Annotated in this window: 16 protein-coding genes; 11 read left to right on the top strand and 5 right to left on the bottom strand. The window is 67.7% G+C overall.

The genetic code is table 11. The annotated features are described in order from the left end of the window. Positions 1–344 precede the first annotated feature (344 nt). From groL to U5771_RS12805, 3 genes are all read right to left on the bottom strand, one after another. Entirely contained in the window at positions 345–1,985 is a 1,641-nt protein-coding gene (gene groL / locus U5771_RS12815) for a chaperonin GroEL (protein ID WP_322024318.1), read from the bottom strand. Between the two features lie 12 nt (positions 1,986–1,997). After that, positions 1,998–2,288 (bottom strand): co-chaperone GroES, encoded by a 291-nt coding sequence (locus U5771_RS12810; protein WP_175015197.1) that lies wholly within the window; start codon positions 2,286–2,288, stop codon positions 1,998–2,000. Between the two features lie 193 nt (positions 2,289–2,481). Then, positions 2,482–4,194: a hypothetical protein gene (locus U5771_RS12805; protein WP_322024317.1), complete on the bottom strand. Its 1,713-nt coding sequence runs from the start codon at positions 4,192–4,194 to the stop codon at positions 2,482–2,484. A gap of 283 nt (positions 4,195–4,477) precedes the next feature. Between U5771_RS12805 and U5771_RS12800 the strand changes: the two genes are divergently transcribed. From U5771_RS12800 to U5771_RS12780, 5 genes are all read left to right on the top strand, one after another. Further along, positions 4,478–6,427, top strand: a complete 1,950-nt coding sequence (locus U5771_RS12800; protein ID WP_322024316.1) for an arylsulfatase — start codon at positions 4,478–4,480, stop codon at positions 6,425–6,427. Between the two features lie 10 nt (positions 6,428–6,437). Continuing rightward, positions 6,438–7,499 carry a formylglycine-generating enzyme family protein gene (locus U5771_RS12795; RefSeq protein WP_322024315.1) on the top strand — a complete coding sequence of 354 codons (1,062 nt, stop codon included), beginning with the start codon at positions 6,438–6,440 and terminating at the stop codon, positions 7,497–7,499. After that, entirely contained in the window at positions 7,496–8,305 is an 810-nt protein-coding gene (locus U5771_RS12790) for a MetQ/NlpA family lipoprotein (protein ID WP_322024314.1), read from the top strand. Before U5771_RS12795 ends, U5771_RS12790 begins: the two co-directional genes overlap by 4 nt. After that, a complete protein-coding gene (locus U5771_RS12785; protein ID WP_322024313.1) occupies positions 8,299–9,285 on the top strand; it encodes a YkgJ family cysteine cluster protein in 987 nt (328 codons plus the stop codon). Before U5771_RS12790 ends, U5771_RS12785 begins: the two co-directional genes overlap by 7 nt. A gap of 65 nt (positions 9,286–9,350) precedes the next feature. Continuing rightward, positions 9,351–9,677: an antibiotic biosynthesis monooxygenase family protein gene (locus tag U5771_RS12780; protein WP_322024312.1), complete on the top strand. Its 327-nt coding sequence runs from the start codon at positions 9,351–9,353 to the stop codon at positions 9,675–9,677. Positions 9,678–9,739: 62 nt separating this feature from the next. Here the strand turns inward: U5771_RS12780 and U5771_RS12775 are convergent, their stop codons facing one another. Further along, entirely contained in the window at positions 9,740–10,672 is a 933-nt protein-coding gene (locus U5771_RS12775) for a LysR family transcriptional regulator (RefSeq protein WP_322024311.1), read from the bottom strand. 205 nt (positions 10,673–10,877) lie between these two features. Here U5771_RS12775 and U5771_RS12770 point away from each other — a divergent pair, with 205 nt between their 5' ends. From U5771_RS12770 to pdeR, 4 genes are all read left to right on the top strand, one after another. Next, entirely contained in the window at positions 10,878–11,651 is a 774-nt protein-coding gene (locus U5771_RS12770) for a putative hydro-lyase (protein WP_322024310.1), read from the top strand. Between the two features lie 192 nt (positions 11,652–11,843). Continuing rightward, positions 11,844–13,148, top strand: a complete 1,305-nt coding sequence (locus U5771_RS12765; protein WP_322024309.1) for an MFS transporter — start codon at positions 11,844–11,846, stop codon at positions 13,146–13,148. A 118-nt stretch (positions 13,149–13,266) separates the two neighbouring features. After that, positions 13,267–16,905 carry a hydantoinase B/oxoprolinase family protein gene (locus tag U5771_RS12760; RefSeq protein ID WP_322024308.1) on the top strand — a complete coding sequence of 1,213 codons (3,639 nt, stop codon included), beginning with the start codon at positions 13,267–13,269 and terminating at the stop codon, positions 16,903–16,905. Positions 16,906–17,576: 671 nt separating this feature from the next. Then, positions 17,577–19,580: a cyclic di-GMP phosphodiesterase gene (pdeR, locus tag U5771_RS12755; RefSeq protein ID WP_322024307.1), complete on the top strand. Its 2,004-nt coding sequence runs from the start codon at positions 17,577–17,579 to the stop codon at positions 19,578–19,580. Positions 19,581–19,631: 51 nt separating this feature from the next. Here the strand turns inward: pdeR and U5771_RS12750 are convergent, their stop codons facing one another. Continuing rightward, positions 19,632–20,495 (bottom strand): crotonase/enoyl-CoA hydratase family protein, encoded by an 864-nt coding sequence (locus U5771_RS12750; protein ID WP_124613907.1) that lies wholly within the window; start codon positions 20,493–20,495, stop codon positions 19,632–19,634. A 481-nt stretch (positions 20,496–20,976) separates the two neighbouring features. Here U5771_RS12750 and U5771_RS12745 point away from each other — a divergent pair, with 481 nt between their 5' ends. Next, positions 20,977–22,947 (top strand): APC family permease, encoded by a 1,971-nt coding sequence (locus U5771_RS12745; RefSeq protein ID WP_322024306.1) that lies wholly within the window; start codon positions 20,977–20,979, stop codon positions 22,945–22,947. 164 nt (positions 22,948–23,111) lie between these two features. Next, positions 23,112–23,588, top strand: a complete 477-nt coding sequence (locus tag U5771_RS12740) for a DUF3617 domain-containing protein (RefSeq protein ID WP_322024305.1) — start codon at positions 23,112–23,114, stop codon at positions 23,586–23,588. The last annotated feature ends 114 nt before the right edge of the window (positions 23,589–23,702 follow it).

Raw genomic sequence — 23,702 nt, 5'->3', positions numbered from 1 at the left:
GGCGGAGATACGACTCGGAGGGCGAGGACTTCGGATGATCATGGCGCGGTCGTTAGGTCGGATTGCGAAGCTATTCTAGTGAACGCCGCCGAGGCCGCAAGTAAAAAGATCGTAAATTCGTGAGGACGGCCACGCGATATGCGAGACGCGATGCCGTTGGCGGACGGCCACGCCGGGTTCGTCGATATCGATCGACGGGGCGGCTCGTCGGGACGATCCGCACTCGCACAGCGGTTCGCGATTGCGGATCCTCGACGAATAAAAAAGCGCGCGGCGACCGATGTCGCCGCGCGCTTCCGGAGGTGTCGCGCCGCACCGGCAGGCCGGCACGGCAAACCGCGTCGTCAGAAATCGAACCCCGGCCCGCCCGCACCCGGACCGCCCGGCGCCGCGGCCGGCACCGCATCCTTCGGCGCTTCGAACACGGTCGCGTCGGTGGTCAGCAGCAGCCCCGCGACCGATGCCGCGTTCTGCAGCGCGGTGCGCGTGACCTTGGTCGGATCGAGCACGCCGGATTCGACGAGGTCGCCGTATTCGCCGGTCTGCGCGTTGTAGCCGAAGTTGCCCGCGCCTTCCGCGACCTTCGCGACGACCACGCTCGCTTCCTCGCCCGCATTCGCGACGATCTGGCGCAGCGGTTCCTCGAGCGCGCGCAGCACGATCTTGATGCCCGCGTCCTGGTCGGCGTTCGCGCCCTTGAGTACGCGGATCGCCTGCCGCACGCGGATCAGCGCGACGCCGCCGCCCGGCACGATGCCTTCCTCGACGGCCGCGCGCGTCGCGTGCAGCGCGTCGTCGACGCGGTCCTTCTTCTCCTTCACTTCGATCTCGGTCGCGCCGCCGACCTTGATCACCGCGACGCCGCCCGCGAGCTTGGCCACGCGTTCCTGCAGCTTTTCGCGATCGTAGTCGGAGGTCGCTTCGTCGATCTGCACGCGAATCTGCTTCACGCGTGCCTCGATGTTCTTCGCGTCGCCCGCGCCGTCGATCACGGTAGTGTTTTCCTTGCCGACCTCGATGCGCTTCGCCTGGCCGAGCTCGGCGAGCGTCGCTTTCTCGAGCGTGAGGCCGGTTTCCTCGGCGACGACTTGCCCGCCGGTCAGGATCGCGATGTCCTCGAGCAGCGCCTTGCGGCGATCGCCGAAGCCCGGCGCCTTGACCGCGACCGTCTTCAGGATGCCGCGGATATTGTTCACGACCAGCGTCGCGAGCGCTTCGCCCTCGACGTCTTCCGCGATGATCAGGAGCGGCCGGCCCGACTTCGCGACTTGCTCGAGCACCGGCAGCAGGTCGCGGATGTTCGCGATCTTCTTGTCGTGCAGCAGGATGTACGGGTTCTCGATCTCGGCGATCTGCTTGTCGGGGTTGTTGATGAAATACGGCGACAGGTAGCCGCGATCGAACTGCAGCCCTTCGACGACATCGAGCTCGTCGGCGAGCGACTTGCCGTCCTCGACGGTGATCACGCCTTCCTTGCCGACGCGGTCGATCGCCTCGGCGATGCGCTGGCCGATCGATTCCTCGCCGTTCGCGGAGATCGTCGCGACCTGCGCGATTTCCTTGCTGGTGGTGGTGGGCTTGCTGATCTTCTTCAGTTCGTCGACGGCCGATGCGACGGCCTTGTCGATCCCGCGCTTCAGGTCGAGCGGATTGAGCCCGGCCGCGACGTATTTCTGGCCTTCACGCACGATCGCCTGCGCGAGCACGGTGGCCGTCGTCGTGCCGTCGCCGGCGGCGTCGCTGGTGCGCGACGCGACTTCCTTCACGAGCTGCGCGCCGATGTTCTGCAGCTTGTCCGCGAGTTCGATTTCCTTCGCGACCGACACGCCGTCCTTCGTGACGACGGGCGCGCCGAAGCTGCGTTCGAGCACGACGTTGCGGCCTTTCGGCCCGAGCGTGACCTTCACCGCGTTCGCGAGAATGTTCACGCCTTCGGTCAGTTTCGCACGTGCGACGTCGCTGAAAATGATGTCCTTCGCTGCCATGATTGCACTCCGTTATTGATTGACGACCGCGACGATGTCTTCCTCGCGCAGCACGAGGAATTCGTTGCCGCCCACCTTGACGGCCTGGCCCGCGTACTTGCCGAACAGCACGCGTTCGCCGACCTGCAGGTCGGGCACGATGCGCTGGCCGTCCGCATCCTTGCGGCCGGGGCCGACGGCGATCACTTCGCCCTGGTCGGGCTTTTCCGCGGCGCTGTCGGGGATCACGATGCCCGAGGCGGTGGTGGTTTCCTGGTCGAGTCGCTTCACGATGACCCGGTCGTGCAAGGGGCGTAGGCTCATCTGTCCGTCCTGTTCTGTTGCGTCGAAATTGGTTGGCACTCTTCATCGGAGAGTGCTGACGAGTATAGGAACGCGCGGCGGCGCGATCCAATAACGGATTCGGAAAAGCATTTGCGTGGATGCGCTTAGGGCGAGCGGCGTGCCCGGCTTCCGCGACGACGCGTGACGAAAAGGCGAGGAAAAGGGGCGTCGTTCAGATGCCGAGCCCTTTCACGCGAATCGTCTTGTCGTCGATCGCATATTCGTTAGTGGCGCGGTCGGACATCCAGTCGCCGTTGCGCATCGGCTGATATGCGGGATGCTCGGCAAGCAAGCGCCGGATCACGGCCATCGGGCGGTCGAGCCGCAGCGGCGTCGGCAGCCGGATCAACTGGTGGCCGCCGCGGGTCGAGCCGACCTGGCACTCGGCGTCCTTGAGCAGGTTCCGGAACGTCGCCCAGTCGTACAGGGAGATGCCGTCGTCGGTGCTCTGGAAGTCGAATTGCGCGATGTTGTGCAGCAGCACGAAGCTTGAATTTTCCGGCGTGGCGTCGTCGATGTGCCGCGCGGCCAGCGTTTTGGCAAGCAATCCGGATTCAAGCAGGCGCTTGGCCTCCCGCAGCTGGTGAAGGCCTTTGCCGAAATCCTTTTGTACGGTCGAGACGGCCGCTTCGAAAAACGCCTTCTCGCCAAGCAGCGCATGCTTGATCTGGATGAAGTAGTAATGTCGCTGCCGGGCGTCATGGATGATGAATTCGACATCCGCTTCATTCGGCGCTTCGTCCAGGACCATGTCCCGGGTGAAGCCCTCGTAGGTCCGAAAGTGCGGCCGATAGTCCTGTCCGTCGTCGATGCGCTGCCTGATGTAGGTCTTTTCGAAGAAAATGCCGCCGGCATGCTGCCGCAGCAGATCGCGTTCGCCGAACTCTGCCTCGAGCACTCGATAGTAGGTGCGCAGGCCTTTCGACACGGCATCGATGCGGATGCCGAGCACGTCGCCATGGCAGGTTACGAACCGGTCGGTCGCGAGCGCCAGTGCCTGGCGCCGCAGGAGGCTCGCCACCGCGTCGAGTTTGAGTCCGTGTCGTGAAAGATTCGATCGGGTCACCCTGAGCGATTGGCCTCTGACGGCGGTCACGGCGATTACCGCGACGAGCGCGATCGCGTCGCGCAGGTGCCGGATGCTGTTCAGCGTGCGCCCCTGTTCGGTCAGCCGCTGCCACGAGATCGACAGGTCACGGTCGAGGATGCGTTCGATCAGCGGGTCGAGATCCGCGGCCGTGACGGCACCCGCATCCGCGAGTATCTTGACGAATGCCAGCGTGCTCATATGGCTGTTCCGGTCGAGCGTGCGCGCGAACCAGGTGGCCCGCAGCGCGTCGTGCGCGGCGTCGTTGAATACGGAAATATCGAAACGGTCCGCGTGATAGCTGACTTTTGCGATGCCGCTCAAACATAGCGCGAGCGCTTCGTTCAGCATCAGCACGCGAAGCGCGGCGGCGACCAGCGGGTCGCGCAAGGCGTTTTCCGTGCCCGATTGTTTCAGATCGCATAGATCGGACAAGCGTTCGAGCTGACATTGAAGCGTGACGTGCCCGAAATATTGCGCCGCACTGATATTGAAAGCAGGCGGCGGCGCGGCGCCGTCGAATTCGATCCGGCACAGGGCGGTCAAGTCGGCATCGGGCTGAATGACGGGCGACAGTGCGCTTTCGAGCCGCGGCTTGATCGCGGTCAATGCGTGTTGCATCGGCAGGCGCGCGCGATCGTAGAAATTTCCGAGCGCAATAAGACTCTTGTAGTCGTCGCGGTGCATCAACTGCTGACGCAGCGGCCCGTGGATACTGTTCCCGGCGGAAAAATCGAATGGCTTTTTCAGGAGGCTGTGTATCGGCGCAAGCAATCTGGAATCTGTTCGAAAGAACATGTCTTTATCGGCCCGTTGGTCAATTCGGCGATCGATCTGCGTTATATGCGTAGCGAAATAGCAAGTGACTTATTGTGTGTTGAAGGCGGGGGGGAAGCAATCCTGATTTCGCATGCTCGATTGACGTTGTCGAAAACGGCGGGCGATATCAGATGTCGACAACCCGCCGTATGATCGCGCGTGTCACATATTCCCCCGCCCCGTTAGCATGTGACGAATCCGACTTTGGGCGCCGCGCGGGCGACGCTAAGATCGCCGCTCCGTAGATTGAGCGTTCGACAAAATGAAAAAGTCCGCCGCGCCGTTGCATGCCTTTCGTTTTCGTGTCGTCTGCGCCGCGATCGCCGGTGCGCTGTCGCTCGCGTCGTGCGGCGGCGTCGACAGCGATCCGCCGCCGCAGGCGAATGCGACGCCCGCGGCCAAGCGCCCGAACATCCTGTACATCATGGCCGACGATCTCGGCTATTCCGACATCCATGCGTTCGGCGGCGAGATCGACACGCCGAACCTCGACGCGCTCGTCGCGTCGGGTCGCATCCTGTCGAACCACCACACCGGCACCGTGTGCGCGATCACGCGCGCGATGCTGATTTCCGGCACCGATCACCATCTCGTCGGCGAAGGCACGATGGGCGTGCCGACCGACGAGCGGCGCGGGATGCCCGGCTACGAGGGCTACCTGAACGATCGCGCGCTGTCGTTCGCACAACTGCTGAAGGATGCCGGCTATCACACCTACATCGCGGGCAAGTGGCACATCGGCTCGGGGATCGTCGGCAGTGCGACGGGCAGCGGACAGACGCCTGACCAGTGGGGCTTCGAGCGCAGCTACGTGCTGCTCGGCGGCGCGGCGACGAACCATTTCGCACACGAGCCGGCCGGCTCGTCGAACTACACGGAAGACGGCAGCTACGTGCAGCCTGGCCAGCCCGGGCAGCCGGGCGGCGCGGGCGGCAATCCGGCCGTGTTCTACTCGACGAATTTCTATACGCAGAAGCTGATTTCGTACATCGATGCGAACAAGCAGGACGGCAAGCCGTTCTTCGCATACGCGGCGTACACGTCGCCGCACTGGCCGCTGCAGGTGCCGGACCCGTGGCTGCACAAATACGCGGGCGTGTACGACGCCGGCTACGACGCGATCCGCAACGCGCGGATCGCGCGGCAGAAGGCGCTCGGCCTGATTCCCGCCGACTTCAGGCCGTTCGACGGCCTGCCCGAAACGACGGCGGCGTCGCCCGCGACGGCGAACAACGGCACCGCGAACGCGAAGTACCTCAGCGCCGTGCATTCGGCCGCCGACGGCTACAGCGACTACGGCACCGGCAAGGTCGACAAGCTGTGGGCGAGCCTGAGCCCGGCCGAGCGCCGTGCGCAGGCGCGCTACATGGAGATCTATGCGGGGATGGTCGAGAACCTCGACTACAACATCGGCCTCTTGATCCAGCACCTGAAGGACATCGGCGAATACGACAACACGTTCATCATGTTCCAGTCGGACAACGGCGCGGAAGGCTGGCCGATCGACTCGGGCGCGGACCCGACGGCGACCGACACCGCGAACGGGCAGGAGCCGATCTATTCGGCGCTCGGCACCGACAACGGCAAGCAGAACGCGCAGCGGCTGCAGTACGGACTGCGCTGGGCCGAAGTGAGCGCGACGCCGTTCCGGCTCACCAAGGGCTACTCGGCCGAAGGCGGCGTGTCGACGCCGACGATCGTGCACCTGCCGGGGCAGGCGCAGCAGTTGCCGACGTTGCGCGCATTCACGCACGTGACCGACAACACGGCGACCTTCCTCGCGGTCGCGGGCGTCACGCCGCCGTCGCAGCCTGCGCCGCCGCTCGTGAACACGCTGACGGGCGTCGACCAGAACAAGGGCAAGGTCGTCTACAACAATCGCTACGTCTATCCGGTGACGGGCCAGTCGCTGCTGCCGGTGCTCACCGGCTCGGCCACGGGCGAAGTGCATACCACGCCGTTCGGCGACGAAGCGTATGGCCGCGCATACCTGCGCAGCGCCGACGGCCGCTGGAAGGCATTGTGGACCGAGCCGCCGCTCGGGCCGCTCGACGGCCACTGGCAGCTGTACGACCTCACGGCGGACCGCGGCGAGACGACCGACGTGTCCGCGCAGAACCCGTCGGTGATCGGCACGCTGGTCGACCAGTGGAAGACCTACATGAGCAACGTCGGCGGCGTCGAGCCGCTGCGTCCGCGCGGCTACTACTGAGGACGGCACGATGCGGTTCCGCTTCCCGACGCTCGGCGCGGCGCTCGCGGCCACGCTGTTTGCCGCCGCGTTTGCCGTCGCGTTTACCGCCGGCCATGCGAGCCCGTCGACGTCGCCCGCCGGCGCCTTCGACGACGCGAATCGCGGCCGCCCGCTCGCGCCGCTCGGCTCGGAGCGGCAGTGCGAGCGCTACTCGGGCCTGCCCGCGAAGTGGCGCGACGACCCGCAGGCCGGGATGGTGCACCTGAGCGGCGGCGCGTTCGTGTTCGGCAGCACGCGCGGCTATGCGGACGAGCGTCCGGTCGGCGACGGCAAGACGCGCGTCGGCGGTTTCTGGATCGACCAGACCGACGTGACGATCGCGCAGTTCGCCGCGTTCGTGCAGGCGACCGGCTACGTGACCGAGGCCGAGCAGCAGGGCGGCGCGGCGGTGTTTCATGTGCCGACGCGCGACGAGCTGAATGCGCGCGATCTGGCATGGTGGACGTGGGTGAAGGGCGCATCGTGGCGACAGCCGCGCGGCCCCGGCAGCAGTGTCGACGGGCTCGGCAACCTGCCCGTCACGCTCGTCACGCAGCGCGACGCGCTCGCGTATGCGCACTGGCTCGGCCGCGATCTGCCGACCGAAGCCGAATGGGAATACGCGGGCAAGGCCGGTCGCGACGACGCGTCGCTCGATGCGGCGCCGCGCGATGCACAAGGCAAGCCGGCCGCGAACTACTGGCAGGGCGCGTTCCCGGTGCTCGATACGGCCGAGGACGGCCATGGGGGTCTGGCGCCGGTCGGCTGCTATGCGGCGAACGGCTTCCACCTGTACGACATGATCGGCAACGCATGGGAATGGACGAAGGACGCGTACACGGGCCCGCATCAATCGCACACGAACGGCGACACGGCGGCCGTCGCACCGCCGACGCGCCGGCACGACACGCCGATGGTGATCAAGGGCGGTTCGTTCCTGTGCTCGCGCGATTACTGCGTGCGCTATCGCGCGTCGTCGCGCGAACAGCAGGAAGCCGATCTCGGTGCATCGCATATCGGGTTTCGCACGATCCTGAGGGATGCGTCATGAAGCCGGTGAAGCAGTTCGTTGCCGCATCGTTGATCGTTGCGTGCGGCCTTGCCCATCCGGGTTGGGCTGCTGCGGCCGACTCCGCGGCGCCGGCAATACGCGTCGGCGTGACGCGCGGCGTGCATGCGGAGATCCTCGACGAGGTGAAGCGCGTCGCCGCCGCGCGCGGGCTGGGTGTCGATGTCGTCGCATTCGATGACGCGTCGCGCATCGATACCGCGCTCGCGGACGGCACGATCGACGCGGCGAGCTTCGAGGATGCGCAGCGCCTGGCCGCGACGCGCACGGCGAAAGGTTATGCACTGACCGCCGTCGCGCCGACCGTCACGCTGCCGATGGCGCTCTATTCGCGCAAGCTCAGGAATCTGAACGAACTGCAGCCCGGCGCGACGGTCGCGATCCCGGCCGATCCGCGCGGGATGGCCCGCGCGCTCGTGCTGCTGCAGAACGACACGCTGGTGACGCTGCGCGACAAGGCCGGCCTGCATGCGACGCTGCGCGACGTGACGGGCAACCGGCTCGCATTGAAACTCGTCGCACTGCGCCGCGACCGGCTGCATGCGGCGCTCGACTCGGCCGCGTTCGTCGCGATCGACAGCGAGGACGCCGCGCGCGCGGGGCTGCAGCCGGCGCGCGACAGCATCAATCTCGAGGATGCGCGTTCGCCGTATGCGAACGTGCTGACCGTGCGCGACGCCGACCGTGCGAAGCCGTGGGTTGCGCAACTCGTCGCCGCGTATCACTCGGACGACGTCGCGCATTTCATCCTGACGCGCTACCAGGACTCGGTGCGACGGCCGTGGTAGACGACTACCGCCTCGCGTGCAATGCGTGCGGCCGCTGCTGCAACAGCGCGCCGACACTGTCGTTGCGCGAACTGTTCCGGCATCGGCACCGCTTCGTCGGCGCGCTGACGATCCATCGGGTGCCGAAGCGGCGCATCGGTGAACGGACGCGCGCGGGCGGACGCGAGCATGCGCTCGACGCGGACGACGTCGCGGCCTCCGATGCGCTCGCGAACGCGTTGTTCCATCGCGCGCGCGGGGCCGGCGACGAATGGATCGCGCTGACGCTGCAAGGCTACGACTATCCGTCGCTCGGCCGGTGCCCGGCGCTGGCCGACGACGGCCGTTGCAGCGTGCATGCCGACAAGCCGTCGATCTGCGCCGCGGTGCCGCTCGATCCGATGCTGCCGGACCGCTTGCAGTCTCGCGTGCTCGCCGGGCGGCGCGAGGAGACGGCGTGGCTCGGCGCGAACTGCATCGTCGGCGCGGACGACGGCACGGCTTCTGTCGATACGGCGTCGGCGATCCCGCTGGTGACGGCGGGGCAGGTCGCGGACCGCGCGGCGCTCGACACGTTTCGCGATGCGCTCGCGTTCGAGCGCGCGGTGTGGCGCGACGCGGTGTTCGCATCGTTGATCGACGGCGGACCACAGGTGCGCGAAGCGTTGTCGCGGCTTGCGCCCGGCGGCTACCTGACGATGTCGATCGTGCCGGTGCTGCTGGCCGTCGCATCGGTCTCCGCGCAGTGCCGCACGCGGTGCATCGACTTCATCGACGCACAACGCGCGTTGATCGATGCGCGCGTCGAAGCGGCGCTCGCGCGCCGGCGTCTCGACGACCGGCCGGCGACGCGCGAATTGCGCGGGTTCGCACAGTCCCTCGAACGTGCGCGGCATGCGCTCGCCGCGCTGCCGGACGCCACGGCGGATACACGCGCCGACGCGCCACGCATCGACGCATGGCTCGACGAGCGGCACGACTCCATCACGTTCACTGCGTGACGACGGCGGCACGCCATGCGTGTCTTACACTTGGCGCTCTTTCAACCGTCTCCGATGGAGCGCGCATGTACGCATCGACCTTCATTTTCCGCGCCGGGCAGTACGACGACGAGTTTCACCGGCTCGACCGCCAGATCGCCGAGATGGCGCGCGCGACGCCCGGCTATCTCGGCGAGGAGACCTGGGAGAACGCCGAGGCGGGGCTGATCCAGAACGTCTACTACTGGGAATCGGAGGCGGCGCTGCGGCAGTTGATGCAGCATCCCGCGCATCTGGAAGCGAAGGCGAAGCAGGCGCGCTGGCTGGACGGCTATCGCGTGGTGATCTCGCAGGTGCTGCGCGAGTACGGCGACGGCAAGCTCGCGCAGCCGCATGCGGGGCAGCCGGCGTAAGCCGATTGCTGAATTGGCGCGTCAGGCGCCGTGCGTGACCCGCTCGGCATTCCCGCACCGCATCAAAGCGCCTCGACCAGCAACCGGTTGCTCTTCCCGCAATATTCGTGACACGCGGCACGCGCCGCAATCGACGCGCCGTGCACGAACTTCGGCGCATCGGCCCGCCGCGACATCGACACGACGATCGACGGCGGCGACGGCTGCAGCGGCAGCTCGACGACCTCGCCGCTGGCGATCAGCGCATCGACGAACAGCACCGGAATCGCGGCGACGCCGAAGCCGTCGCGCACGAGCTGCACGATCACCGAGATCGACGGCGAGCCGGTGATGCGCGTCTCAGAAAGCGGTACGCCATGCGCGTGCGCGAGCGTGCGCACGATGTCCTCGAGCGCGCGATGCGGCGCGGTACCGCGCCCGTAGGTCAGGATCGGCTGGCGCAGCACCTGGCGTGCGAGGCCGGTGCGCGTGGTCGGCAGCAGCCCCGCGCGTGCGATCCAGCGCACCGGATAGTTCGCGAGCGCGTCGCAGACGACCGACGCCTCGTCGCTGCCCTCCACACGAATGATCAGGTCGAGCTCGCCGGCCATCAGCCGGCGTTGCAGCACGACGCTGACGTCGACGGTCAGGTCGATCTCCAGTTGCGGATAGTCGGCGGCGAGGCGGCGCAGGTAATGGGGCAGCCAGCTGTGCACGACCGTCTCGATCACGCCGAGCCGCAGCTTGCCGCGCAGCGCGCTTTCGCCGGACGCGGCGGCCTGCAACTCGTGGGTGGCCTCGACGACGGCCTTCGCATAGCCGAGCAGGTACTCGCCGTTCGGCGTGAGCCGGAATTCGCGGCTGTCGCGATCGACGAGCACGGTCTGCAATTCGTCCTCGAGCGCCTTCAGGCGCTGCGAGATCGCGGCCGGCGTCGCGTGCAGCGCGGCGGCCGTGGTCCGGAAATTGCGCAGCTTCGCGAGCGTGACGAAGGTTTCGAGAAAACGCGTGTTCATGGTGGTCGGTCGGGAAGTGGACGCGCAGCATGCCGGTGAAGAAAAGTGAACGGGACCGGGGAAAACCCCGAGAACCGTTAAGAAATTCTATACGCCGGGCGCAAAAAAACTCGTTGGCGACAACATTTTTTCTTTTCTATTCTTCGCCGTATCCGCTGACGCAACCGCGTCATCCTGACGACATACCGATCTGCCCACGACCATCATGACGCCTTCCGAATTTCGCCAGTCCGTACGCAACGGCGCGTTCCGCAGCCCGACGGCCGGCCAGTGCGGCCCGTTCGCGCAAGCGAATCTCGCGATCCTGCCGAACGCGTACGCGCACGATTTCCTGCGCTTCTGCCAGGCGAACCCGAAGGCGTGCCCGCTGCTGGGCGTCGGCGAACCGGGCGCGTTCCGGCTCGACGTGCTCGGCGAGGATCTCGACATCCGCACGGACGTGCCGAGCTACAACGTGTACCGCGACGGCCGCCTGACCGAGCGGGTCGAATCGCTCGAAGCGCTGTGGCGCGACGATTTCGTCGTGTTCGCGATCGGCTGCTCGTTCTCGTTCGAGGACATGCTGGCGCGCGAAGGGATCGGGCTGCGCCACATCGAGGAGGGTCGCAACGTGCCGATGTACCGCACGTCGATTCCGAACCGCCGCGCGGGGATCTTCGGCGGCCAGCTGGTCGTGTCGATGCGGCCGCTGCGCGGCGCCGACGCGATCCGCGCGGTGCAGATCACGAGCCGGTTCCCGGGCGTGCACGGCGCGCCGGTCCATATCGGCCATCCGCGGGAACTCGGCATCGCCGATCTCGGCGCGCCCGATTTCGGCGACGCGGTGACGGTGCGCGACGGCGAACTGCCGGTGTTCTGGGCATGCGGCGTGACGCCGCAAACCGCGCTGATGGAAGCCAGGCTGCCGCTCGCGATCGCGCATACGCCCGGCTACATGCTGATGACCGACATCACGAACGCGTCGCTCGCCGTGTTCTGATCCGACCGACGCCGGCGGCCCGCGCGGCTGCCGGTCCGGCCCCGTCGCGGCGGCACGCCGTGACCACAGACGATCCGCCGGCCCGGAGGGCGGCGAGCAGCCGCGGGCTGGCGATCGCGAGCCCGCGGCACGACCCGCACGACCCGCACGACCCGCACGGTTTCGACCGCACATTTCGACAGGAGCTTCACCATGGAAAGCAAGACCCTCGCGGCGCCCGCCGCCGACCCCGCGGGCCCCGCACGCACCGGCCTGTTCGGATGGTATGCGGACGCGCAGCCGCGCGAACGCCGCGCGTTCTGGAGCTGCAAGGTCGGCTACATGCTCGACGGGATGGATACGCAGATGCTGTCGTTCGTGATCCCGACGCTCGTCGCGACCTGGGGCATCTCGCTCGCGGACGCCGGCTTCATCGGCACGATGACGCTGCTCGCGTCGGCGCTCGGCGGCTGGATCGCGGGCATCCTGTCCGACCGGATCGGCCGCGTGCGCACGCTGCAGCTGACCGTGCTGTGGTTCGCCGTGTTCACTGCGCTGTGCGGGCTCGCGCAGAACTATCACCAGCTGCTCGCGGCGCGCGCGCTGATGGGCTTCGGCTTCGGCGGCGAATGGACGGCCGGCGCGGTGCTGATCGGCGAAGTGATCCGCGCGCGCGATCGCGGCAAGGCGGTCGGCCTCGTGCAGTCGGGCTGGGCGATCGGCTGGGGGCTGTCGGCGCTGCTGTATGCGCTGCTGTTTTCAGTGCTGCCGGCCGAACAGGCGTGGCGCGCGCTGTTCCTCGTCGGCCTTGCCCCCGCGCTGCTGGTGGTCGTGATCCGCCGCTACGTGAAGGAGCCGGACGTCTACGAGAAGGAGAAGGCCACGCAGGCGAAGGTGGCCGACGCGCCGCGCCTCACCGAAATCTTCGCGCCGAAGCTGCTGTCGACGACGCTGCGCGCGGCGCTGCTGACCACCGGCGCGCAGGGCGGCTACTACGCGATTACGACCTGGCTGCCGACGTTCCTGAAGACCGAGCGTCACCTGACCGTGATGGGCACGGGCGGCTATCTCGCGACCATCATCATCGGCTCGTGGGTCGGTTACCTGGCGAGCGCGTACCTGACCGACCGCCTCGGCCGCAAGCCGAACTTCATCCTGTTCGCGCTCGGCTCGATGGTGATCGCGTTCGCCTATACGTCGCCGGCGCTGAACCTGACGAACGCGTCGATGCTGTGGCTCGGCTTCCCGCTCGGCTTCTTCGCGTCGGGCATTTTCTCCGGGATGGGCGCGTTCCTCACCGAGCTGTTCCCGACGCGGGTGCGCGGCTCGGGGCAGGGCTTCTGCTACAACGTGGGCCGCGCGATCGGTGCACTGTTCCCGTTCCTGATCGGCGCGCTGTCCAAGCAATACGGGCTCGGCGCGAGCATCGGCATCTTCGCGGTCGCCGCGTACGGCGTGATGATCGTCGCCGCGCTGACGTTGCCCGAGACCCGCGGCCGCGAACTCGACGCCGCATAAGCGGGCGCCCGCCCGCCGCTTCACCTCTCCCTGTTCACCGAAGCCCTCACGCGGCGCGCGACGCGCGCCGTGCGGCGGCGCTCGTCCTTCGATTCAACGACGCTCCGGGTTCATCGCCATGACTGACCGACACACTTTCCCCGTTTCCTCCGACGCCGCACGCTGGCAATTCTGGATCGACCGCGGCGGCACCTTCACCGACATCGTCGCGCGCCGGCCCGACGGTTCGCTCGTCACGCACAAGCTGCTGTCGGAGAACCCCGAGCAGTATCGCGATGCGGCCGTCGCCGGCATCCGCCACCTGCTCGGCCTCGCCGACGGCGAGCCGATCACGCCCGAACGCGTCGACATGGTGAAGATGGGCACGACGGTCGCGACCAACGCGCTGCTCGAACGCAAGGGCGAACGCACCGCGCTCGCGACGACGCGCGGTTTTCGCGACGTGCTGCGCATCGCGTACCAGAACCGGCCGCGCCTGTTCGATCTCGACATCGTGCTGCCCGATGCGCTGTACGAGACCGTCGTCGAGGTCGACGAGCGGATCGGCGCGCACGGCGACGTCGTCGTGCCGCTCGACGTGCCACGCGCGGAAGCGGCGTTGCGCCGCGTGTTCGACTCGGGCGTGCAGGCGTTGGCCATCGTGCTGATCCACGGCTATCGCTACACCGCGCACGAGCGCGCGCTGGCCGACCTCGCGCGCCGGATCGGTTTCACGCAGGTGTCGGTGTCGCACGAGGTGTCGCCGCTGATGAAGATGGTGTCGCGCGGCGATACGACCGTCGTCGACGCGTACCTGTCGCCGATCCTGCGCCGCTACGTCGAGCAGGTCGCGCACGAGATGCCGGGCGTGAACCTGCAGTTCATGCAGAGCAGCGGCGGCCTGACGCGCGCCGATGCGTTCCAGGGCAAGGATGCGATCCTGTCCGGCCCGGCCGGCGGCATCGTCGGGATGGTGCGCGCCGCGCGTGCGGCCGGCTTCGAGCGCGTGATCGGCTTCGACATGGGCGGCACGTCGACCGACGTGTCGCATTACAACGGCGAGTTCGAGCGCGTGTTCGAGACGCAGGTGGCCGGCGTGCGGATGCGCGCGCCGATGATGAGCATCCACACGGTCGCGGCCGGCGGCGGCTCGGTGCTCGGCTTCGACGGCGCGCGGCTGCGTGTCGGGCCCGAATCGGCCGGCGCGAACCCGGGGCCGGCCGCATACCGGCGCGGCGGCCCGCTGACGGTCACCGACTGCAACGTGATGCTCGGCAAGATCCAGCCCGAACATTTTCCGCGCGTGTTCGGCCCGCAGGCGGACGAACCGCTCGACCGCGACGGCGTGGCCGCGAAATTCGCGGCGCTCGCCGACGAGATCCACGCGGCGACCGGGCGGCGCGACACGCCCGAGGCGCTGGCCGAAGGGTTCCTGGAAATCGCGATCGGCAGCATGGCGAACGCGATCAAGAAGATCTCGGTGCAGCGCGGCCACGACGTGTCGCGCTACGTGCTGACGACGTTCGGCGGCGCGGGCGGCCAGCACGCGTGCGGCGTGGCCGACGCGCTCGGCATGACGCAGGTGTTCGCGCATCCGCTCGCGGGCGTGCTGTCCGCATACGGGATGGGGCTCGCCGACCAGACGGCGATGCGCGAGCGTGCGGTGGAGGCCGTGCTGTCCGACGCGTCGCTGCCGGCGCTGAACGCGGCGCTCGACCGGCTGACCGACGACGCGGTCGGCGCGCTGCTCGAACAGGGCGTGCCGCCGGAGCGCATCGCGACCGAGCGGCGCGTGCACCTGCGCTACCAGGGCACCGATTCCGCGCTCGACGTGCCGGCCGGCAGCGTCGCCGCGATGCAGCAGGCGTTCGAAGCCGCGTACCGGCAGCGCTATGCGTTCCTGATGCCCGGCACGCCGCTGGTCGCCGAACTGGCATCGGTCGAGGCGATCGGCCGCTCCGATGCGCCGGTCGAGATCGCGCCGCTCGTGCCGCGCGACGCGGGCGCGGCGCCGCATGCGCACAGCGCCGTGCGTTTCTATTCCGGCGGCCGATGGCACGACGCGGCGCTGTACGTGCGCGATACGCTGCTCGCCGGCGACGCGATCGATGGCCCGGCGATCGTCGCGGAGAAGAACGGCACGACCGTCGTCGAACCCGGCTGGCGCGCGCGGATGACCGCGCAGGGCAACCTCGTGCTGACCCGCACGACGCCGCTGCCGACGCGCCGCTCGCTCGGCACCGAGGCCGATCCGGTGCGGCTCGAGATCTTCAACAACCTGTTCATGTCGATCGCCGAGCAGATGGGGCTGCGGCTGCAGAACACCGCGTATTCGGTGAACATCAAGGAGCGGCTCGACTTCTCGTGCGCGATCTTCGACGGCGACGGCAACCTGATCGCGAACGCGCCGCACATGCCCGTGCACCTGGGCTCGATGGGCGAGAGCATCCGCACGGTGATCGAACGCAACCGCGGCCGCATGCGCGACGGCGACGTGTTCATGCTGAACGACCCGTATCACGGCGGCACGCACCTGCCCGACGTGACGGTCATTACCCCGGTGTTCGCGGACGATTCGGACACGCCGCTGTTCTACGTCGGCTCGCGCGGCCACCACGCGGACATCGGCGGCACGACGCCGGGCTCGATGCCGCCCGATTCGACGCACATCGACGAGGAGGGCGTGCTGATCGACAACTGGCAGCTCGTGTCGGCGGGCGTGCTGCGCGATGCCGACACGCGCGCACTGCTCGCGTCGGGCCGCTATCCGGCCCGCAACGTCGAGCAGAACATGGCCGACCTGCGTGCGCAGGTCGCCGCGAACCAGAAGGGTGTCGACGAGCTGCGGCGGATGGTCGGGCAGTTCGGCCGCGACGTCGTGCTGGCGTTCATGGGGCACGTGCAGGACAACGCGGAAGAAGCGGTGCGGCGCGTGATCGGCGCGCTGCAGGACGGCGCGTACCGCTATCCGCTCGACAATGGCGCCGAGATTCGCGTCGCGATCCGTGTCGACCGCGCGGCGCGCCGCGCGGAGATCGACTTCACCGGCACGTCCGCGCAGCTCGACAACAACTTCAACGCGCCGAAGGCCGTCTGCATGGCCGCGGTGCTGTACGTGTTCCGCACGCTGGTCGGCGACGACATCCCGCTGAACGCCGGCTGCCTGAAGCCGCTGACGGTGATCGTGCCGGCGCGCTCGATGCTGAACCCGGCGTATCCCGCCGCCGTCGTATCGGGCAACGTCGAGACCTCGTCGGCGATCACCAACGCGCTGTACGGCGCGCTCGGCTGCGTCGCATCGAGCCAGGGGACGATGAATAACTTCACATTCGGCAACGAAAGCGTCCAGTACTACGAGACCATCGCCGGCGGCAGCGGCGCGGGCGACGGCTTCGCGGGCGTCGGTGCGGTGCAGACGCACATGACGAACTCGCGGCTGACCGATCCGGAGGTGCTCGAATGGCGCTACCCGGTGCGGCTCGACTCGCATCGGCTGCGCGCGGGTTCCGGCGGCGGCGGGCGCTGGCGCGGCGGCGACGGCGCGGTGCGGCGGATCCGCTTCCTCGAGCCGATGACCGCATCGATCCTGTCGAACAACCGGATCCACGCACCGTTCGGCGCGGCCGGCGGCGAGGCCGGCGCGCTCGGCCGCAACACGATCGAGCGGGCCGACGGCACGGTCGAGACGCTCGCGCATATCGGCCGCGCGCAGATGGCGCCGGGCGACGTGTTCGTCGTCGAAACGCCGGGCGGCGGCGGTTACGGCACGGCGGGCTGAGCGATACGGTGCGACGCACGCGGAAGCGGTGCGGCGGGGCGCCCGCCGGCCGGCTTCCTCGTGTTCCGGCCGGGCGATCGCACCGGTTCCATTCATGCCGCCGCATTGCGTGCCCGGTCCGGCGATATATGCGCGTGCACCGATCGGCGCGATATTGCAACGGATACGGGAATAAAGACGCGCATTCACGCACGAACGGCAACGAAAATCCCGGATTCCGCGCGCGCCGCAATCCGATCCGACCCCGCCACGGTACGTGCCGGCGAATCGCTGCCGGGATAGGGCGATTTCATGCAAACCCCCATCGGACGGGGCGTTCCGGCGATTTCTCAGGGCTGGTTCGACGCGTGTGCGCGTGCCTGCGCGCATCCCGCCAATCACGAAAAATCCCCCGTGCCAATCGAGTTTCGATTCCTTGACACCCCATTCCAAATGTGAGTGCCAATCTCCTTCGTCATTTGATAAGATGGGTTCCATCATTCGTTTGGAAAACCTGCGCGCGACATGCGCGAACGCCGGGTCGCATGAGTTGGAAACAAGTACGGAACGAGGGCCGCTGGCACAGTCATCACGACTGCCCTGCCGGGTACGCGCGTTGCGCGCCCGGGGATTGAGGGTGGCCGGCTCGCCTCCGTCTACACTGTGCGTTTTTTCTGGATCGGGGCGTGTCCATGGATGACGAAAACGATAGCGCCGTGCTCGAAGCGCATCTCGGTACGCGCAGCCCATGCTGGCGCCTCGGCAGCGACAGCAATGCACTCGAACTGGCCGCCGTTCGCGGCCTGACCAATGTCGCGGTGGCGCTGACCGGCGAGCAGGCGGCGCGGATCCGCGCGCTCACCGGCGTCACGTCGCACCTCGTGCTCGAACTCGCGCTGTTCGGCGATCCGGTCAGCCTTCATCTGGTCGGCAGGAAGGTCGACACCGCCAATTGGGCCGGCACGGCCTCCGCCTATTCCGATACCGCGTCCGTCGCGGGTGACCTCGCACACGGGCTCGCGTTCGCCGAGCAGGTCGTGTCCGAAGTGAATTCGCTCGTCGTGATCCTCGACCGCAACGGCATGGTGCAGCGCTTCAACCGCCTGTGCGAGGAAGTGACCGGCAAGCGCGAGGTCGACGTGATCGGCCGCAGCGCGTTCGAGCTGTTCATGAGTCCCGAGCAGGGTGCGCAGTCGCGCACCAACATCACCGGCTTTTTCGCGAGCAACCGGTCGTTCGCGGTCGAGCGCTACATCAACACGGTCAACGGCCCGCGCCTGTTCCAGTTCCGCAACAAGTTCGTGCAGAGCGGCAGCGGCGCCGACGAGCAGTTCCTGATCTGCTCGGGCATCGACGTGACCGAGGAGCGCAACGCGCAGCAGCGGCTCATCGAACTCGCGAATTCCGACGTGCTGACCGGCTTGCCGAACCGTCATGCCATCAGCGAACGCATCCGCGTCGCGCTGGCCGCGGACCGCACCGACGTGCGCGGCCAGGTCGGCATCCTGTTCCTCGATCTCGACAACTTCAAGCGCGTCAACGACCACTACGGGCACATCACCGGCGACCGCCTGCTGCAGGACGTATCCGCGGTCATCGGCGGCTGCCTGCCGTCCGGCGCGACGCTCGCGCGGCTCGGCGGCGACGAATTCCTGGTGCTGTTCGAGCACGGCACGCGGCCGCTGCTCGAGGCGACCGCGCAGATCATCCTCGAGCGGCTGCGTACGCCGATCCACCTCGGGCTGGTGGAGGTCTACACGAGCTGCTCGATCGGCATCGCGATGTATCCGCAGCACGGCGATTCGCTCGAGACGCTGATCCGCAGCGCCGACACCGCGATGTACGTGGCGAAGGAAGAGGGCAAGCACACGTACCGCGTGTTCTCGCTGGAGATGAACCAGAAGGTCGCGAAGTACATGTGGCTCGACACGAACCTGCGCAAGGCGCTCGAGGAAGAGCAGTTCGTGCTGCACTACCAGCCGCTCGTCGACATCGCGACCGGCGACGTGCACGGCGTCGAGGCGCTGATCCGCTGGCAGTCGCCGGATCGCGGGCTCGTCGCGCCGATCGAGTTCATCCGCTTCGCCGAGGAATCGGGGCTGATCGGGCCGCTCGGGCGCTGGGTGATGCGCACCGCGGCCGCGCAGGCCGCCGCGTGGAAGGCGAAGGGGCTCGACGTGCGGATCGCGGTGAACGTGTCCGCGCGGCAGTTGCAGGACATGAACATCGTCGATCAGTTCGCGTCGATCCTCGACAGCGCCGGGTTGAAGCAGAGCCTCGTCGACATCGAGCTCACCGAAAGCAGCTTCATCGAGGATGAAGAAGCGGCGCACGAGCTGATGAAGCAGTTCCGCCAGCTCGGCGCGGAGATTCACCTCGACGATTTCGGCACCGGCTATTCGTCGCTGTCGCAACTGTCGCGGCTGCCGCTCGATTCGATCAAGCTCGATCGCAGCTTCATCACGGGCATCGACCGCAACCCGCGCTCGCAGGCGCTGGTGCGCTCGGTCGTGTCGCTCGCGAAGGCGCTGAGTTTCTCGGTGGTCGCCGAGGGCGTCGAGACGCACGCGGAAGCCGAATTCCTGAAGCAGATCAACGTCGACCACGCGCAGGGCTTCTACTTCGCGCGGCCGATGCCGGCCCAGGCCTTCGAGGCCTGGCTTGCGGAAACGAGAAAGCTCAGGCTGATCGCCTGAGCCTCCCCGGATGACGGGCGCCGCCGGTTACGCGGCGGCGCTCCGCTCACGTCACACCGTGCGCAGCTTCGACACGCGCCGGTTCTGCAGCATCACCAGGCGTTCCATGTACGCGAGATCCTTCGGCTCGATCGTGAACGCCGCGTGAACCCATTCCTCGGTGATGTCCATCAGCTCGGAACGCGTGAGATGGAACACGCGTTCGCGTGCGCGCAGCATCGCGCGGATGCCGTTCAGCTTCGGCTTCATCACGTCGATGAAGGTGCGCGTCGCGAGATACGCGTCGCCCGCGTCGAACGTCTGGTCGATCAGCCCGCGATCCTCGTACCACTCGGCCGCATGCGGCTCGCCGGACGAGATCAGCGATTCCGCGAGCCCGCGGTCCGCCTTGCGCGCGACCAGCGAATAGCCGCCCATGCCCGGGAACAGGTTGAACGCGATCTCGGGGAAGCCGAGCTTCACGCCCTTCTGCGCGAGCATGTAGTGGTGCGCGAGGGCGGCCTCGAAGCCGCCGCCCAGCGCGCTGCCCTCGACCATCGCGATCGAGATCGCCCCGGTGCCGAAGCCGGTGTAGATCTCGTACACGCCGTCGATGCACGAGCGCGCGTAGGCCATCAGCTGGTCGCGGCGGCCGCTGCGGATCGCGTCGACGAAGAAGCTCAGGTCGCCGCCGACGTTGAACAGCTCGGGGACGAGCGAGCCCGTCACCCAGAAGTCGAACGGCAGGCCCGAGTCGCGTGCGACGCGCGCGAGATGGATGATGTCGGTGACGAGCTGCTGGTTGAAGCACGGCCGCGGCTCCGATCGCAGCATCATCCACATGACGTTGCGGCCTTCTTCGTAGAACGCGGTCAGCTGCGTGAGTTCGCCTGCTTCATAAAACGGACGGCACGCCGGATGGGATTGGAGTTGCATGGTATGTCCTCGAGAGATGTGGTTTTTCAAAGGCCGACGCGGCCGGCGTCGTGGATATGTGCCCCCGGATGGCGCCGGCCGCGAGGCATCGCCATTGTTGCGCGCGCACAAAAGTCGAATTGCGGTGAACAACGCACGACCGGGATGCCAGCGGGCATCGCGTCCGGCGCGAACCGAGCGAGCCATGCGAACGACGCGATCGATGTGATCGCTCGACGGGAGAGCGGCAGCGGGGCGGGCCGGGATGGGGCAGCGGAGGCGATGACGGCGGTCACTGTGACGACGCGGTGACCGTTCGCGCGACCGGCCGGCGGTCGGGCACGCGGCGCCGGGGAAGGTGAGACGTGCCGGCCGCTTACGCGTTGAAAGCGACGCGGCGCCCGCGGCGGCGTCTCATGGAATGTGCGGACTGGTGCGGCGGCCGGGCGTCGGCTAGCGTTAGAGGATGACGCCGCCGCGCCCGGCGCTCCGGGAGGGGACCATGACCGCATTCCAGAAGATGTGGCAGTTGCTGGTCGGAAAGCCGCTGGACCCGCTCGATCCGCGCACGCGCCATGCGATCGCCGTGACGCCGTTGCTGGCCTGGGTCGGGCTCGGTGCCGACGGGCTGTCGTCGTCGTGCTATGGCCCGGAGGAGGCGTTCCTCGCGCTCGCGCACCACACGCCGCTTGCGCTGTTCCTCGCATGCGCCACCGCGGCGACCGTGTTCATCATCGCGCTGGGCTACAACCAGGTGATCGAGCTGTTTCCGACCGGCGGCGGCGGCTATCGCGTCGCGACCTCGCTGCTCGGGTCGAAGCCGGGCCTCGTGTCGGGCGCGGCGCTGCTGGTCGACTACGTGCTGACCGTCGCGACGTCGCTCGCGAGCGGCGTCGACGCGTTCTTCAGCCTGCTGCCGGTCAGTGCGCAGGCGTTCAAGCTCACGACCGAGATCGTGCTGATCCTGCTGATGACGGGGCTCAACTTCCGCGGGATGCGCGAATCGATCATGGTGCTGCTGCCGATCTTCATCGGCTTCGTCGTGCTGCATTTCGGGCTGATCGTGTACGGCGTCGCGGTGCACGGCAGCAACCTGGCGGCGATCGTACCCGACGCGGTGCACGAGGCGCACGGCATGTCGCAATCGCTCGGCGTGTTCGTGATGCTCGCGTTGCTGATGCGCGCGTTCTCGCTCGGCGGCGGCACCTATACGGGCCTCGAGGCCGTGTCGAACAACGTGAACATGCTCGCCGATCCGCGCGTGCCGAACGGCAAGGTGACGATGTGGTACATGTCGACGTCGCTCGCGTTCACGGCCGGCGGCATCATCCTGCTGTACATGCTGTGGCACGCACGGCCCGTCGAAGGGCAGACGCTCAATGCGGTCGTGTTCGGCGGCGTGATCGACCATCTCGGACTCGGCTCCGCGTTCGCGCGCCACGCGCTGCTCGCGGCCGTGCTCGCGTTCGAGGCCGGGCTGCTGATGGTCGGCGCGCAAACGGGCTTTCTCGACGGGCCGGCCGTGCTGTCGAACATGGCGTCGGATTCGTGGGTGCCCCGCCATTTCCGCGACCTGTCGACACGCCTCGTGCGGCAGAACGGCATCATCGTCGTCGGCCTGTCGAGCCTCCTGATCCTGCTGTGGACGCACGGGAGCGTCGACGTGCTCGTCGTGCTGTACAGCATCAACGTGTTCCTCACGTTCAGCATGTCGCTGCTCGGGCTGTGCACGTACTGGTGGCACCATCGCAGCGAGCGCGGCTGGTTCAAGCACTTCTTCCTGTCGGCGCTCGGGCTCAGCGTGACGGCGACCGTGCTCGTCATCACGCTGATCGAGAAGTTCACGGCCGGCGGCTGGCTCACGGTGCTCGTGACGAGCGCGGTGATCGCGCTGTGCGTCATGATCAACCGCCACTACGCGTACACGCGCATGCAGCTTGCGAAGGAAGACGCGCTGTTCTCGGGGCCGCCGCCGGACGTCGACGCGGCTGCCGCGCCGGGCCGGCCCGATCCGTCGCAGCCGACGGCCGTGCTGCTGGTCGGCAAGCATCGCGGCGCGAGCATGCACGCGCTGCTGTGGGTCAACCGGCTGTTTCCCGGGCATTTCCGCAACGTGATCTTTCTCGCGGTGGGCGAAGTCGATGCGAAGGCGTACGACGGGCACGAGCATCTCGAGCGCCTGCGTCACACGATCACCGAGTCGCTCGACTACTATGTCGCGCACTGCCGCCGCAACGGCATCGCGGCCGACTACCGGATCGCGTTCGGCACGAACCCGGTCGTCGAATTCATGAACCTCGCGTCGTCGACGCTCGATGCCTATCCGAACGCCGTGTGCTTCGCGAGCAAGCTGATCTTCCGGCGCGTGAATTTCCTGACCGCGTGGCTGCACAACCAGACGCCGGTCGAGCTGCAGGCGCGGCTGCACGTCGAGGGGCGGCAGATGGTACTGCTGCCGATGAACGTCGGGTAGCGGTGCGATGCCGGCGCAGCGGACGATGTGAAAACGATTCTGTCGCGCGCCGGCTTCACGTTGGCGTTCAGTTGTCGGAAATTCCCGGACCGGATTTGCTAAGATGCGCGCGGCCGCGACCTCGCCGCCATCCATCGAACAACAAATCCTTTCCGAGAGACGCCATGACGAACGCAGTCCGTTCCGCCTTCCGCACCACGACCACCCTGTCGATCGCCGCCGCACTCGTCGTACTCACCGGCCTTGCCGCGCCGTCGTTCGCGCAGACCGTCTCGCCGGGCGTCTGGCACGACGAAACCGCCTACACGCTGAACGGCAAGCCGCTGCCGCAAGGCGCTGACCCGATGCCGGACCAGTGCCTGACCGACGCGGACGCGAAGAACCTGCGCAAGACGATGGAATCGCGCCTGCAGCGCGACAACGTCAACTGCACGATCACGAACTGGAACTATGCGGGCACGACGCTGAAGGTCGCGCTGGCCTGCGCGAACGAACAGGGCCGCGGCAACGCGACCGTGACGGGCGACGTGACGCCCACGCGCTACGACCTGAAGGGGCAATTGCGCGGCCAGCATGCTCAGGCCGGCGCGTACACGCTCGCGTGGACGTGGCGCGGCAAGCGTGTCGGCGATTGCCGCTGACGCAACGATGCTCGACGCACGACAGGTCCTGCAACGGGCGCCCTTCGGCGCCCGTGGGCGTCGGGCGGGTTTGCGCACTGCGCGGGGCCGCTGCTGGACATGATGCGTGCGGCT

This window comes from Burkholderia sp. BCC1977 (genome assembly GCF_905339595.1).
GTDB lineage: Bacteria > Pseudomonadota > Gammaproteobacteria > Burkholderiales > Burkholderiaceae > Burkholderia.
The sequence above is the reverse complement of the archived record's forward strand: the minus strand, read 5'-3'. Positions and strand labels throughout refer to the sequence as shown.